The sequence below is a fragment of the Methanoregula sp. genome (assembly GCF_041663825.1).
Lineage (GTDB): Archaea > Halobacteriota > Methanomicrobia > Methanomicrobiales > Methanospirillaceae > Methanoregula.
The window spans coordinates 74,741-89,342 of sequence record NZ_JBAYLY010000003.1 but is presented as its reverse complement, the minus strand read 5'-3'; the positions used below and the strand labels follow the sequence as shown (position 1 = coordinate 89,342).

Below are 14,602 nucleotides of genomic sequence, written 5' to 3'. Positions count from 1 at the left end.
GGCACATCACAAAATACCGCCAGACTGCCATAAAAACAGGGGGGTCATATTATGATCGTGCACGACCCCCCCATGAATGCACCGACTACCGGAGTCCTTATGTAATCCCGGACGAGAGTGAAATGAGGAATGTCTCGCTGCGACACCTGCGGGAAAAACGTCTCGCTTCCGTTCCACTGCCAGTACTGCGGCAAAAATTTCTGCGACGAGCACCGGCTGCCGCCCAACCACGCGTGCGCCGGTCTCGCGGAATGGAAAAAGACCCCGGCGCCGGGTGTTGGCATCCGGTATAGCGGCGGCGGGGCAGCAGCATACGGTGGCGGATACGCGGCGGCACTGAAAGGTAAAAAACCCGGGCTGCTCTCGTTTGTGACTGGAACTATCCCGTACCTGAAGATCGCGATTGTGGCGATTGTGGTAATTGTGCTCCTCCTTCTTGTCGCCCTGTTCATTATCATGGGCGGGTGACCCTCCCGGGGAAAACGGCCTGTTAGAAAAATGGCGATTGGTGTGCTTGTCAATTATATCCAATTGGAGGAAATATTAGAGAAGTACTGAGATTAGATACGAATGGGGAGAAGTTGCGGGTAGTTTGGAGTATAGGGAGAGATCAGGCACTACCCCATCCATGATATATCAAAGGAGGAATGGTTATCACATTACGAGGAGAAACCACAGAATCACGGTATTGGCACATCATGACAAAGAACTCTATGAGATGTAAGAACCCTGCCGGGCATAACCTCAGGCGGGATGTCTGATGCCGGTTACCCTCATCCGGGCAGGAACTATCTGGGACGGCGTATCTGATGCCCCACTCGGTCCTCGTGATATCCTTATAAAAGACGGTTTCATTAAAGAGATTGCAGAAAATATCCCGGTCCCTGAAGGTGCAGAGGTTATCAATCTCCATGACCGGATGGTGATGCCCGGCCTCATCGACTGTCACGTCCATCTGACAATCAGGCCCGAAATATCGCCAACCTTCTGGAGCCATTCAGGCTCATACAAGGCGCTCCTTGGTGCCCAGGCACTTCGGATTATCCTGATGAACGGGTTCACGACCGTCCGTGATGTGGGCGACATGGATTTTCATGGGTATACGACCCGGGATCTGAAGATCGCCCTTAACCAGGGAATTATTCAGGGACCCCGCCTGGTCACCTCCGGCCACATGATCTCCTGTCGGGGCGGCCATATGGATGTTACAGTACTTCTCTCTCCTTATTGCGATACCAGGGAAAATTGCCTTGCCGATGGGCCGGATGAGATCCGGACTGTCGTCAGGAACGAGATCAAATGGGGTGCCGACTGGATCAAGTATGCGGCATCGGGCGGGTTTGCAACCCCATCTGACGATCCGGTCGAGGTGACCTATACCCGGGAGGAGATGGATACACTTGTTGCTACTGCTGCCGCGCTCCACCGGCCGGTCGCGGCACATCTCCATGGCGACGATGCCGTCCGGATGTCAGTGCTTGCCGGTGTCCGCTCGGTGGAACATGGCGCTATGGCATCGAAGGAGACCCTGGCGCTTATCGAGGAGAAAGGTGTCTATTTTGTTCCGACACAGTATGCCGGGGTCCGGTCAGCCCGGTTTGCTGACAGCGACGCATACTGGGATGAAATGGGCGCATCGCAGTTAATGCGAATGAAGATCAGGAAATACAAAGACGCCCTTCTCGAAACGGCACATCATCTTGCAAAAAGCAATGTCAAGATCGCGTTCGGGACCGATCTCGGAGTATTATCATTTACCATAAACGGGGCAACGGAGTTTGGTGAGATGGTGGCAAATGGTATTTCACCGGCCCGTGCACTCCGTGCTGCAACAAGTATGGCGGCAGAGCTGCTCATGAAGGATGATATCGGAACGCTTGCACCGGGTAAATGTGCAGATATCATCGGAGTTCCTGGAAATCCGTTTGAGGATATTACGGTCATGGAGAAGGTCAACTTTGTTATGAAGGCGGGTATCGTCTATAAACAGGCATAACCCTCTTTTAGATCAGATAAGAAAGCGACCCTTCTCCATCGCTCATCCGATTACGGGATTCGGGATTCATCAGGCAGCATCGAATAGCATAATCTGGTTTTTTCAAACGATCTATACTGGTGTAACCCGTAGTGATAAGAACAAATGAGCGATGAGATTTTTAGTAATCTTGAGGTTATCTCTCTTTTATTTCCTCATCCGCGTTTTTTTATCCCGTTCCATGACCCCATGATGTCACCAATAAATATACCGCAGATGATGGCAGCGATGATGATAACTACCTGAAAGCCCGCGCTGATTCCGGCAATGACCTGGTTGGCATTAAACATATACAACGCCTGGATGAACAAAAAGCCGGGAACCAGTATGAGAACTACGGGGAGCAGAACGGCAGAGTGGGGAATGCTGAACCTGCGGGCCGCAATCCGGGCATAAAGAGCAAGAACTATTGCCCCGATGAAGTAGCCCTGCCAGAAACCAAACGTATTTCCCCCTTGTACTCCCGCCCATACAAGCAACCCGCATATGATAACCAGCCAGAGATGATCTCGTGAAACGCCAAACAGAATCGCATTACTTACCAGCAGGAAAGGGATAAAAACCCAGATAAAAACAGGATCTACTCCTGCAAGGGGTTCTGTAACCGCCACGGGAAAGAGATAATGGGCGATCCCAAGGCCAAGAATCGTACCCAATAAGAGTTTCAGGGAGATAAACAGGGCATTGGTGAAGTAAATGAGGCCGGAGAGCGTATCCCCGAAGAGGACCTCCCGAGGGGCGAGGGTGAGGGCAAAACCCGGAATATAGATGGTGAGAGCACAGACCGTCACCGCCAGCGGGTGTATCCCCGGCAGCACGACACCTGCGATACCTGCGAGGAATGCAATCACCAAAGAGATGAACAGTTCCGGGGTGTTGTTTACCACCAGGGATGTTCGGGCGGCAAGGAGTTCAACACCAAATGCCATGAGACCAAGAACGCCCCCTATAAACACATCCAGCCATGAAATACCCAGGATTACCCCGAAACCCACCCCGGCCAGGAAGAACGCCAACGCCTTCTGATAATTGCCATAGTGGGCAGGGGCACGTTCGATCTCTTTAAGCCGTATGAGTCCATCGGCAGGACTGACCCGGCCACCTTCCACCTCCCCGATAAGGTCCCGCACCTTTCCAAGCCGTGCCATATCATAGTTCGTTTGCCGTGTTGTGGCGATATGGATTGTCTGGTGGTGCATGTCATCCTGCCAGAGGGCGAGGATCATGGTATTGGGTACTGCAAGGATCTCCCCGTTGAGTCCCAGTACTTTTATGATATGCTGGATGGTTTTGTCAGTATCATGGGAATGGCCGCCATACTGATCGATAACCTTGGTAAGTGCCGTAATAAACCGGACAGAATCGTCAAAATGGTGAGTATCCTCTTGAAGAGGATTCATTTCATCACCGGAGCCCGTGTTAGTCATATCCATCCACTATCCGTTGTCATGCTGGCGAGGTCCATGAAGGTGTGCCTTACCATCCAACAACGATTCAACATACTACTAAGCTGATACCATATCTTTTTGTCTTATCCGGGTTAATGACCGCCGTTTGTCCTGCCGGAATGTAGGGGCAGCATGCCGGTATTTCTGTCATGAGATAGTGACAATGCAGATCCCTTGTTCCCGGGCACCAATCCGGTGCGTGAGGGTGAAAGCGACAATGGAGATCAGAATCAAAGTGTGCAACAACCGCACGATTTAATAGATGCCGGGAATGTGGATGGTCTTCCGAAGGGTGAATTTCCTGATGCAAATCTCCTTTCGGATCTACTGGCAAAAATAACCCGGCATCATCCTGCCCGGCACCCGTGTTATTTTACCTTCACGTGACGAACGCTCCCGTACCATGATGCATACCGGTCACAAAGAATTCCTCCGTGCAACACCCGTCATCGACCATGACAACCCGGCCGTGCGAAAGAAGGCCCTTTCCCTCGCCGAAGGCTGCACGGGCGATGCGGAGATTGCACGGAACTGTTTTATGTTTGTCCGCGACGAAATCCGGCACAGCTGGGACTACAAGGCAAACCCGGTCACGCTCTCGGCTTCGGCAGTCCTCACGCACACCACCGGCTACTGTTTTGCAAAGAGCCACCTGCTTGCCGCCCTTCTTCGGGCAAACAAGATCCCCGCCGGGCTCTGTTACCAGCGCCTTAAAAACCACGGCGATGTCGGCCCGTCCTTCTACCTGCACGGCCTCAATGTGGTCTGGCTTGAACCCTTTGGGTGGTACCGGGCCGATGCCCGGGGCAACCGGGCGGACGTGCACGCGGAGTTTACGCCACCGGAAGAACACCTTGCGTTTGTCCCGAAAGAATCCGGCGAGGCCGACCTGACCGGGATCTTCAGCGATCCGCTTCCCGTCGTAGTTGACCTGCTTACAAAGTACAGCGATTATGTGGATGTACGGCGGAACATGCCGGACGTGGAAGAGTAACCCCGTAAGGTCTTTTTTTTAAAGAGAAAAAAAGATCAGTAGTTTTCTGCCGCCCGTTCGAAGTACGCCTTCGGATGCTCGCAGACCGGGCATTTGGCCGGGGCAGACTTCCCCTCATGGATGAACCCGCAGTTCCGGCAGTACCATTTTACCGGGGTTTCCACTTTAAAGACGGTACCGTTCTCCATGTTTTCGAGCAGTTTCCCGTACCGCTGCTGATGGTGGGCCTCCACGGTTGCCACCATCTTGAAGAGTTTTGCGATATCAGAAAATCCTTCCTTGTCAGCCGCAGCGGCAAATTTCGGGTAGAGCGTGCCCCACTCCATCTCTTCGCCTGCAGCCGCAGCGGCGAGGTTCTCCTTTGTCGTCCCGATCACGCCTGCAGGATAGGATGCCGTGATCTCCACATCGCCGCCTTTGAGCTGTTTGAAGAATAGTTTCCCGTGCTCCTTCTCCTCTTCAGCGGTCTGCAAAAAGATCGCCGCAATCTGTTCGTAGCCTTCCTTCTTTGCTGCGCTCGCAAAGAAGGTGTACCGGTTCCGTGCCTGCGATTCGCCGGCAAATGCCGCGAGCAGGTTCTTTTCCGTCTTACTGCCTTTGAATTTCATGAAATACGCACCCTTTTTTATCCAGTCTGTCGGCCTGCAATTTATACTCTGCTGGATCGTCCCCGTGTAATAGCCATCCCGGGCTGCTGCATGGGATACGATCAGAACGGCTGCTTACTTCACTGCGGGCCGGTACGCCTTGTTTGGTACCTTGATCTCGAATCTCGCCCCTTTTCCCGGGGATCCCGTCTCGTGGATGGTGATGTCGGTGATGGCAAGGATCTCCCGGACAAGAAAGAGCCCAAAACCCGTATGCTTACCGAATCCTTTATCAAAGATTTTCTGTTTCTCACCAGGCGGGATCCCGGTGCCGTTGTCTTCAACCGTGATCACCAGGTCTTCTGAAACTTGTTCGCACTGCACCGTGATGTGTGTCACGGTCTTCCCGTGGCGGACCGCGTTGTCGAAGAGGTTGAAAAAGACCCTCCCTATCATCGGGTCACAAAATATCTCAGCGGTACCGCAGGCACTGGTAACCGTGACGTCCGGGATCCGAGCCGCACTGACAAGTTCATCGATCCGGTGCCAGGCCGGGGCTTTCACACCCAGGTCCTGGTACGTCCGCATGAACTCGATCTGCCGCTGGATCACGTTCACGGCAGCATCGATTTTACGAAGGAAATCCGCAATGGCCGGTTCGGGTTTTCTCTGTGCCGCAAGCTGCGTATACCCCTGCATGACCGTGAGCTGGTTTGCCACATCGTGCCGGGTGATGCTGTTTAAGAGGTTGAGTTTCCGGTTTGCTTCCCGGATCGCGTTCTCCGACTGTCGGACATCGGTGATGTCCTGTGCGGTTCCGATATAGAAGATGAGTGCGCCCTGCTCATCAAAGACCGGGGATATGTTCGACATATGGAGCCGGATCGAACCGTCCGCATGGAACACCCGGTACACGGTTCCGGCCCGGGGTTTTCCGGTTTTGACTACCTCCGCAAGAAACGCTTCGTACGGGGAAATGTCGAGAGGGTGGACAAACGTCTGAAAGGGTTTCCCGACAACTTCGGAGACCGGGTGCCCGAGAAGGGTGGTCCAGACCGGGGAAACAAAGGTGAAAATCCCGTCAGGGTTGATGGTATAGATGATATCGTGGCTGTTTTCCACGAGCATGCGGTATTTCATCTCGGATTCAATGAGGTCCTCTTCTGTTTGTTTCCGGTCAGAGATATCGTGCGAGACCCCGAGAACCCCAAGGACACGGCCCGCGGCGTCAATTACCGGGGAGAGGCGGACGTCGATCCAGATTTTACCGGAGGGTAACGTTTCAACAATTTCCTTCTGGAGAGGGGTCCGGCTTTCAATAATCTGGTGGAGCAAATCGAGGCGCCGGGCCGCCTCCATCGGGAAGATCTCTGTTAAGTGTTTCCCGATAATGTTGTCGGCCTTTTCATTCAGTGCAGTTGCTGCAAGGGTATTGACGTACCGGGCGTGTCCCCCGGTGTCGACGAAATAGATCATGTCAGGGGAATTTTCTGCAATGAGCCGGTATTTCTCCTCGCTCTCCCTGAGCGCCTCTTCGGCCAGTTTCCGCTGGGTGATATCCATGAAGACCCCGGAATATACCTGGTTGTCCTCATGCGGGACCGGGCTGGCAATTCCCTGAACCCAGATGACTTCCCCCGAAGGTTTGACAAAACGCCCTTCGAACTGCCAGTTCTGCCGGGCCTGTAATGCAGTCTCGACAGATGCCATGAACCGGGCACGATCATCCGGGTGGACATGATCCGTAAACCAGGTAATAAAATCCCCAATATCTCCTGGGGCATCGAAGATATCCCCTGCACGGGTGCTCACATAGGGGATCCTCCAGCTGCCATCCGGCAGTGCATAAAACTGGTACACGGCGCCGGGCACGGTTGCCGTTATCTCTTCGAGTTGCTGACGGCGTTTGAGGCTCTCTTCTTCGGCTTTTTTCTGGGCCGTGATATCATGGAGGATACCCTCAATGCCGAGCACTGTCCCGTTCCTGTCGTAATAGAGATGGCTGCTCGTCGAAACAAAGACCGGTGTCCCGTCCCGGTGCCGGAGCTCGATTTCGACGTTCTTTACCGAACCGTTCCTGTACAGTTCATCGAGAAACTCCTGCCGTTTTTCCGGGACCCGGTAGAATGACTTTGCAATGGGTTTTCCCAGCAGGTCATCGGGAGAATCGTAGCCGAAAAGTTCCAGCCCGCTCGGGCTCACCATGGTTAACCGACCCTCCCGGTCGGTCCGGTATATCACATCCTGGAGGTTCTCAACGAGTGACCGGTACTTCTCCTCGCTTACCCGCAGTTCTTCTTCCTGCAATCGCTCCCCGGTCACATCATGGATCGTTCCGATGGTAGCAGGTTTTCCCCGGTAGGATGCCAGGCCGACATCCATTTTCACCCTTCGCTTGGTGCCGTCCCTGTTGAGGAACGAACACTCGTACATTTCCGGCAGCCTGTTCCCTGAAAGCCGAGCATAGTGCCGGGCCAGCACAATTTCCCGGTCTTCCGGGGCGAGACACCGGTCAATGGAGATCCCGTCAAGCTCCCCTTCAGCATACCCGAGGATCTCGCGGAACCCCCGGTTATGGAACACCAGGTGGCCGTCCTGCGTAATGAATATCCCGTCCTGGCTGTGTTCCACGAGCGTCCGGTACTTCTCCTCGTTCTCCTGGAGTTTTCTCTCGCTTGCAGCCAGTTCGTTATACTGGGAGCGCAGTTCTTCACCGGATGCTGCCAGCTGCTCGTTTGCCACACGCAATTCCATCTCGGACTTTTTCATATCCGTGATGTCGCGGATGGACTCGATCGCACCGGTAAGTTCCCCCTTCTCATTGAAGAGCCGGCTCGCCTTTCCCCAGAGATGGATCGCCGGGGTCTGCCCCTCTCGTTCAAACTCGGTTTCTGCCGTGAGGGTTGTCGGTGTGTGCCGGGTATAGATGTAGTGATCCTGTTCGAACTGCCCGTCGGGAGTAAAGACCAGGTCGATCAGCATGGGCCGCCGTTTCCCGTAGAAGGCAACGGCATACTCGTAGTTCCCCTTACCGAGAATGTCCGCAGCCACAGTCCCGGTCATCTCCTCGATCGCCCGGTTCCAGGCGATCACGGTCCCCTTCGTATCGATGGCAAGCGTGGCGTCCGGGAGGAAGTTGATGATATCTGTAAGCCGTTTCTCCGAATCAGAGAGGGCTTTTTCGGCATGTGTCCTGCCGATTGCCTGCCGGAGCTTGTGGGCCAGCTCGGCAAACTGCGCTTTTGGCTCACCGCCTTTCTGGAGGTAGAAATCTGCGCCGTTGTTGATGGCGGCAATGACAACCTCTTCCCTGCCCCTCCCGGTAAAGAGGATAAACGGGATCTGCCCGTGCGAGGTCCTGACCTCTTTTAAGAGCTCAATGCCGTCCATGCCCGGCATCTGGTAATCGGCAACGATCCCGTCGAAACTGTTCCTGCCAAGCAGGTCGAGTCCTTCTTTTGCCGAGAGTGCGCAGGTGACGGTAAACTCACCGGTCTGTTCAAGGAACAGCCTGCCGATCTCAAGCAGTCCCGGCTCATCGTCAACATAGAGGAGAGAATACATACCGGAACACTCTTGCGTGGTGGCTGGCACGCTGTCTGATTTACAGGCAATTGGTCTTGAATCTAATGAATGTTGCGAACTGCCGAACGTATGGTGCATGTGCGTCGCATCCCATTTCCTCATATTCTTCCTCGTCCAACCAGATGTACAAAGGAGTCATACATGAAGATCCTCGCCATCCACGGGAGCCCCCGTACGATCCGGAGCAGCACACGTAAACTTGCCGGTCTCGTGCTCGAAGGAGCAGCCGAGGCTGGTGCAGAGACCGAGATTGTCGATCTGGCGGATTACCGGATCATTCCCTGCACCGCGTGCGATGCGTGCACCTTAAACGGCATCTGTGTCAACGATGATGATGTTCCCTCACTCATCGTCCGGATTCAGGCGGCAGATGCCATCGTTTTTGGCTCGCCGGTCTATATCGACAATATCTCCGGCCAGATGAAGGTGTTCTTCGACCGGCTGGCAGATGCGATCCATTACCAGCAGTTCGCCGGCAAATTCGGGTGTGCCGTTGCGACGACGGCCGAGTCCGGTGGCGATGAGGTTGTCGCGTACCTTAACCATGTGCTCAACTACCTTGGCGTCGTTTCGGTGGGAGGTATCAGTATTGCCGACGGGGAAAAACCCGGTGCCCTTGACGCCGCTGAGCCTGCCGCCCGGGCGCTCGGGAAAAAACTTGCGGTGGCGTGCCGTGACGGGTATACCGATCGGGCGCAGGAAGCGATCCTCGCGGACAACCGCGAGTACTTCAAATCCATCGTTCTTGAGAACCGGGATCTCCGCACCGAAGAGTATGAGCGCTGGGTGAGAATGGGCTGGATCCCATAACCCGGATAGATCCCGGGCCAGAACCTGCCCTGCGAATCGAAAAAAACTAAAAACCTGAACCTGTATCTGCCGGATCTGGTACCGGGGCAATTCCGGGAGAACTCCCTGAATGTCCCGATAACGAAGAAAACCGTACAGGTTTTCAGGAGGTATACCGGTACGCATCCTTTGGTACGGTGATCTCGAACCTCACCCCGGCACCAGGCTCTCCGTTCTCGGTGACGGTAATCCCGGTGATCGCAAGGATCTCCCGGGAGAGGAAGAGGCCAAGACCGGTATGCTTGCCGAATCCCTTCTGGAAGAGTCTCTTTTTGTCCTCCGCTGAGATACCCACGCCGTTATCGCGATAGGTGATGACAAGCCCTTCCGCCGACTCGCGGGAAGAAAATTCCATCGTTGTCACCCGCTCCCCGTGACGGAGGGAATTTTCCATGAGGTTGTAGAAGACTTTCTCTATGAGCGGATCGGCAAAGATCTCCACGCCAGTGACCGCGACCTTCACCTCGATTGCTGCAAGGTTGAGCTGCGTAACTACTGAATGGATGAGTGTAGCCACATCCTGCCAGTCCGGTGCATTGACCCCGATATCCTGGTAAAATCTCGTGAACTCGATCTGCCGCTGGATCGCCTCTGCGGCCTGATCCTCTTTCTCGATAAATTCGGCGAACCGGGTGCCTTTGAGATCCTCCCGCGAGAGTTCCAGGAACGTCCGCAGTCCCATGATCTGGTTTAAGATGTCATGCCGGGTGATGGAGGAGAGCATGTTTAATTTCGTGAGTGTGCTCTTGAGCGCCTCCTCCATCTTCTTGCGCTCTGAAATATCCCGGATGATCCCCTCCGTTCCGTCAAACTCCCCCCGCTCGTCCGTATTCAGGTGACCACTCACCGAGGCCCAGAATGCAGTACCGTCCTTTTTTACAAACTCCGTTTCCCAGTCCTGCACGGCCCCCCCGTGCGCACTCATCGCATCGATCATCTGCTGTCGTTCTCGCGGGTTCTTCCAGATTGATGCAACGGGTCCGCCCACCATCTCATCAGCAGCAGCAAAACCAAATGTAGGTGCAGCCGACGGGCTTACCATGACGATACGGCCTTCACGGTCGAACCGGAAATACACGTCCTGGATATTCTCGATAATGGTCCGGTACCGCTCCTCGCTCCTCCTTAGGGCGTCCTCGGCCTGCATCTGGTCTGATATATTGTGGATAACGCCCTCCACACCCAGGATGTTTCCGTGAGAGTCATGGTAGAAATGACTGCTCGTTGTCACATGCTTGATCGTCCCGTCCCGGGTCCTGAGGATCAGGGGATACGCATACACGGATCCCTTCTCCCGCAGGGCCGCAAGGAGTCTGCCTCGGCCGGCCGGGTCAACGTACACCGAAATAACATCCTGCCCGATAAGCTGGTCGTTTGACTCGTAGCCGGCCAGCCGTGCGGCGGATGGGCTCAGCATCGTGATCTTCCCGGAGAGATCAGTCCGGTAGAAGATGTCCTGCATCTCGTCGATGATCGAGCGGTACTTCTCTTCGCTCTCGCGGAGGGCTTCTTCAACCCGCTTTCGTTCCGTGATATCCCTGGCGGCAGCAAAGATCCGGTTCCCTTTCGGGAACGACCGCCACTCGATCCAGCGGTACGTGCCGTCGCGGTGGCGGTACCGGTTGGTAAAGTTGAGCACTTCTTTCTGGGCACTTAGTGTGGATAGCGCGTCAAGGGTTGCCTGCATGTCGTCCGGGTGCACGAAATCCAGGAACCGTTTCCCCTCAAGTTCAGCAAGTGTATACCCCAGTGATTTCTCCCATTGTGCGTTCAGCCGCCGGAAATATCCGTCAGTGTCGGCTATGCAGAAGAGGTCGAGGCTTGTGGTGAAGTACTGGTCCAGCTCCTCGGTTTTCATCCGCAGGGATTCTTCTGCTTGTTTTCTTTCCGTCACATCCTGGATGATCGAATGGAGCAGACGGTGCCCGTCAAGTATAACCGGGGCACTGAATACTTCAACATCCCGGATCTCCCCGTTCTTCTTTTTGTGCCGAAATGAAAACACCTTGCCCCCGTTTGATGCCGCGTGGGCCATGTTCTGGTAGGTCGTTTTCGGATCTGCGATATTGATATCCATGATCGCGATATCGGCAAATTCCTCCTTGCTGTATCCGTAATAGCGGCAGGCAGCGGTGTTCGCGTCCACGATCCTGCCGGTCTCCGGATTGACGATGAGCATGACCGCATTGTTAATCTCAAACAGATCCCTGTACCGTTTCTCGCTCTCGCGGAGTGCCTGTTCGGTCTGTTTCAGGTCAGTGACATCCTGCAGGAAGATGAGATGGCCTTCCGTATCGCCCTGATGAGTCAGGAGCGGCTCGGCAGATCCCAGATAGTAGTGCGTGACGCCGTCCCTGGCCCGGGCGAGTTCCTGTTTCTGCACGGTGACCCCCCTGCATAACGACAGGAAATCCGGCCAGTCCGGTACAATCATGTCAATGGATTTCCCCAAGGCAGAGGAAGGCGGGAGGGAAAAAAGCGAACCTGCCGCCGGGTTCATGTCAATGACACGCAGGTCCTTATCCAGCACCAGCACGGGTTTGCTTAATGCCTCGATCAGCCGGCTCCGCGCAATCGGCATGATATCCAGGAACTGGAAGCGGAAGAGTGCCACGGCATACAGGATGGCCGGGATCCAGAGAAGGGCAGGAGTCAGATTGATGCCGGGAAACGGGATCAGGAAGATCTGGGAGAGGTAACTGAGTACGGTCGGGAACGCGAGGGCGAGAAGCAGGAGAATTGTGGGCATTTCCCGAAGCGTCCCCTTCTTATGAGTCTCCACGACCAGCAGGATAACCGCGAGAGCGAGCAGGATAAACGAGTAGAAAGAATAGAGGATAAAGAACGTGCTCTCGGAATACTGGAGCACAGGTACCGGGCCGGCCGTATTGAGGGAGAAGTTGTACCGGAACAGGGTATGATAGGGGCTCGTGATCGCAAGGAGTGCAGACACAACCGGGATGACAAGAAGCATGGCTGCCCAGTCCCGGTGCATCCATTCCGTCTTATGTACGTACGCGAGTACCAGCCAGAGTTCAATAATGGAGAGAAACGGGAGGACGAGAAAGCGGAGGTTGTGATAGAAGACCCTGAGCGGGAGGGATGCGGTCAGGAGGTCGAGGGCATAGAGCACAGACCAGGCTGCCCCGCAGAACATCAGCAGGATAAAAGGTGCTGCCGCGGGAACCCTGTTGACGAACTTCTTGGCATACAGCCCGAGACTTGCCATGCTGATGCCGGAGACAAACAGCATCCCGATGATCAGGTCGAAGGTAAACGTGAGCCCTGCCCCCTTTACACGTCCGAACAATATCAGACGGGAGTACAGTCTGTGTTTACGCAATCGCTATTAAAGTACCTCCTCATGGCGGGGAGCAGGCCATCGAAAATAGACTCTGCCGTGAAGAACAATGAAAGATGAGAAAAGCGGGCCTGAAGGGATTTGAACCCTTGACCTGCGGATTAAGAGTCCGCCGCTATGCCGAACTAAGCTACAGACCCACGTAGCCTAATAATGTGGCCGGTACAGCCGAATAAATGTTTTGGAACCCGGAGCCCGGATGGCCGGAGAATTCCTTTATACGTGGGCGTGGTACATCTTCATCTAACATGCCTGATAACGCCGCATTTGAGTCGGCAGCCCCGATAAAATACTGTATCTTCGGGTGCGGGACAAACGGGTACAATATTATCCTCGAACTCGCGAAAGAGAACGAACGTGTGATCGTCGTCGACCGTGACGAGTCGCGCGTGCGCCACCTCCGCGACCAGAAGTACGACGCATATATGCGGGACATCACCTCGTCTGAAATGCTCGTTGGACTGCCGGCGTTCGAGATCGCGTTTGTGATGACCGGCGACGCGGACGCAAATCTCGCCGCCGTCCTTGCCGTAAAAAGACGGTACCCGACAGTGCAGGTGATCGCCCGGGCGGTCGACCCGGTGACCGGCGGGAAGCTCACGGCCGCCGGTGCGGATCTTGTCATCTACCCGCAGGAAGTCGTCGCAAAGACTGCCGTCTTCCAGATCAAAAAGCAGCACGCGAGCCGGGTCTCCCAGAGACTCTTCTCGCTCCTTGCCGGCTGGGATGGCATTCTCGGGATCATCACCCACAAGAACCCGGACCCTGACGCGATTGCAAGCGCCATGGCCCTTGCCGAGATCGCACGGCACGCGAACTCAAAGACGCTCACCTGCCGGATCTTCTACGAGGGAAACATCGGGCACCAGGAGAACCGGACGTTTGTGAACCTGCTCGATATCAAGATGGAGCACGTAACGCCCGAAGCACTCCAGAAATGCACCTACCTTGCGATGGTGGACTGCCCGGGCCCGGGTTCCAACAACGACATCCCGCCCCAGACAAAGATCCATATCATCGTCGACCACCACAAGGACGGGAACCACGCGGCCGGCCAAGGGACTTTCACGGATATCAGGCCGGGTATCGGTGCGACCGCGAGCATCATGACCCAGTATCTCCAGGAACTGGACATCCCGGTCGACAAGAGGGTGGCAACCGCACTCCTGTACGGTATCCGGACTGACACAAAGGAGTTCAAAAGAAACGTTACCCCCCAGGATCTGGGGAACGCAGGTTTCCTCCTCCCGCTTACGGATGCGGATCTCCTCGATAAGATCATGTCGCCGTCCATGTCGCAGGAGACGCTGGACGTGATAGGAAAGGCGATCCAGAACCGGAAGATCCAGAGCGGGTACCTCTTCTCGAACGTCGGCTACGTGATGAACCGGGACGCCCTCCCGCAGGCAGCCGATCTCCTGATCACGCTCGAAGGCGTGAACACGGCGCTCGTGTACGGGATCACGGATACCTCGATCGTGATCTCGGCCCGGAACCGGGACATCCGGCTGCACGTCGGGAATGCCCTTGCCGAGGCATTCGGGGACATGGGAGACGCCGGCGGCCACCCGAACATGGCGGCGGCAAACCTCCCGCTCCACTATTTCGGGAACGTCTCCGACAAGGTGGCGCTCCTCGACATCACCATCGAGCCGATCCTCCAGAAGTTCAAGAACCTCGTCGGTCTCGAAAACGAGGACAAGAAAAATGAGGAGTGAGGCCGTGCCGGCCCCTCCTCATCCA

At 55.2% G+C, this 14,602-nt stretch carries 9 protein-coding genes and 1 tRNA gene; 5 read left to right on the top strand and 5 right to left on the bottom strand.

All coding sequences use genetic code 11. The features are described 5' to 3' along the window. Positions 1-129 precede the first annotated feature (129 nt). Positions 130-468 (top strand): AN1-type zinc finger domain-containing protein, encoded by a 339-nt coding sequence (locus tag WCX19_RS02470; protein ID WP_373004482.1) that lies wholly within the window; start codon positions 130-132, stop codon positions 466-468. Between the two features lie 292 nt (positions 469-760). After that, positions 761-1,996 carry an amidohydrolase family protein gene (locus WCX19_RS02465; protein ID WP_373004479.1) on the top strand — a complete coding sequence of 412 codons (1,236 nt, stop codon included), beginning with the start codon at positions 761-763 and terminating at the stop codon, positions 1,994-1,996. Positions 1,997-2,190: 194 nt separating this feature from the next. Here WCX19_RS02465 and WCX19_RS02460 read toward each other — a convergent pair whose 3' ends face one another. After that, entirely contained in the window at positions 2,191-3,435 is a 1,245-nt protein-coding gene (locus tag WCX19_RS02460; protein WP_373004476.1) for a threonine/serine exporter family protein, read from the bottom strand. A gap of 451 nt (positions 3,436-3,886) precedes the next feature. On the opposite strand from WCX19_RS02460, the gene WCX19_RS02455 reads away from it, so the two are divergent. Next, positions 3,887-4,477, top strand: coding sequence for a transglutaminase family protein (locus WCX19_RS02455; protein WP_373004473.1), 591 nt, complete (start codon positions 3,887-3,889; stop codon positions 4,475-4,477). A gap of 35 nt (positions 4,478-4,512) precedes the next feature. On the opposite strand, the gene rbr is transcribed toward WCX19_RS02455, so the two are convergent. Then, positions 4,513-5,085: a rubrerythrin gene (gene rbr, locus WCX19_RS02450; protein ID WP_373004470.1), complete on the bottom strand. Its 573-nt coding sequence runs from the start codon at positions 5,083-5,085 to the stop codon at positions 4,513-4,515. 114 nt (positions 5,086-5,199) lie between these two features. After that, positions 5,200-8,751: a PAS domain S-box protein gene (locus tag WCX19_RS02445; protein WP_373004467.1), complete on the bottom strand. Its 3,552-nt coding sequence runs from the start codon at positions 8,749-8,751 to the stop codon at positions 5,200-5,202. A 39-nt stretch (positions 8,752-8,790) separates the two neighbouring features. Between WCX19_RS02445 and WCX19_RS02440 the strand changes: the two genes are divergently transcribed. Next, on the top strand, positions 8,791-9,459 hold the full coding sequence (locus WCX19_RS02440; protein ID WP_373004464.1) for a flavodoxin family protein: 669 nt from the start codon (positions 8,791-8,793) through the stop codon (positions 9,457-9,459). A 142-nt stretch (positions 9,460-9,601) separates the two neighbouring features. On the opposite strand, the gene WCX19_RS02435 is transcribed toward WCX19_RS02440, so the two are convergent. Both WCX19_RS02435 and WCX19_RS02430 read right to left on the bottom strand, forming a co-directional pair. Next, positions 9,602-12,808 (bottom strand): PAS domain S-box protein, encoded by a 3,207-nt coding sequence (locus WCX19_RS02435; protein ID WP_373004461.1) that lies wholly within the window; start codon positions 12,806-12,808, stop codon positions 9,602-9,604. A 117-nt stretch (positions 12,809-12,925) separates the two neighbouring features. After that, positions 12,926-12,999, bottom strand: a tRNA-Lys gene (locus WCX19_RS02430). Between the two features lie 108 nt (positions 13,000-13,107). Between WCX19_RS02430 and WCX19_RS02425 the strand changes: the two genes are divergently transcribed. Next, positions 13,108-14,577, top strand: coding sequence for a DHH family phosphoesterase (locus WCX19_RS02425; RefSeq protein WP_373004458.1), 1,470 nt, complete (start codon positions 13,108-13,110; stop codon positions 14,575-14,577). The last annotated feature ends 25 nt before the right edge of the window (positions 14,578-14,602 follow it).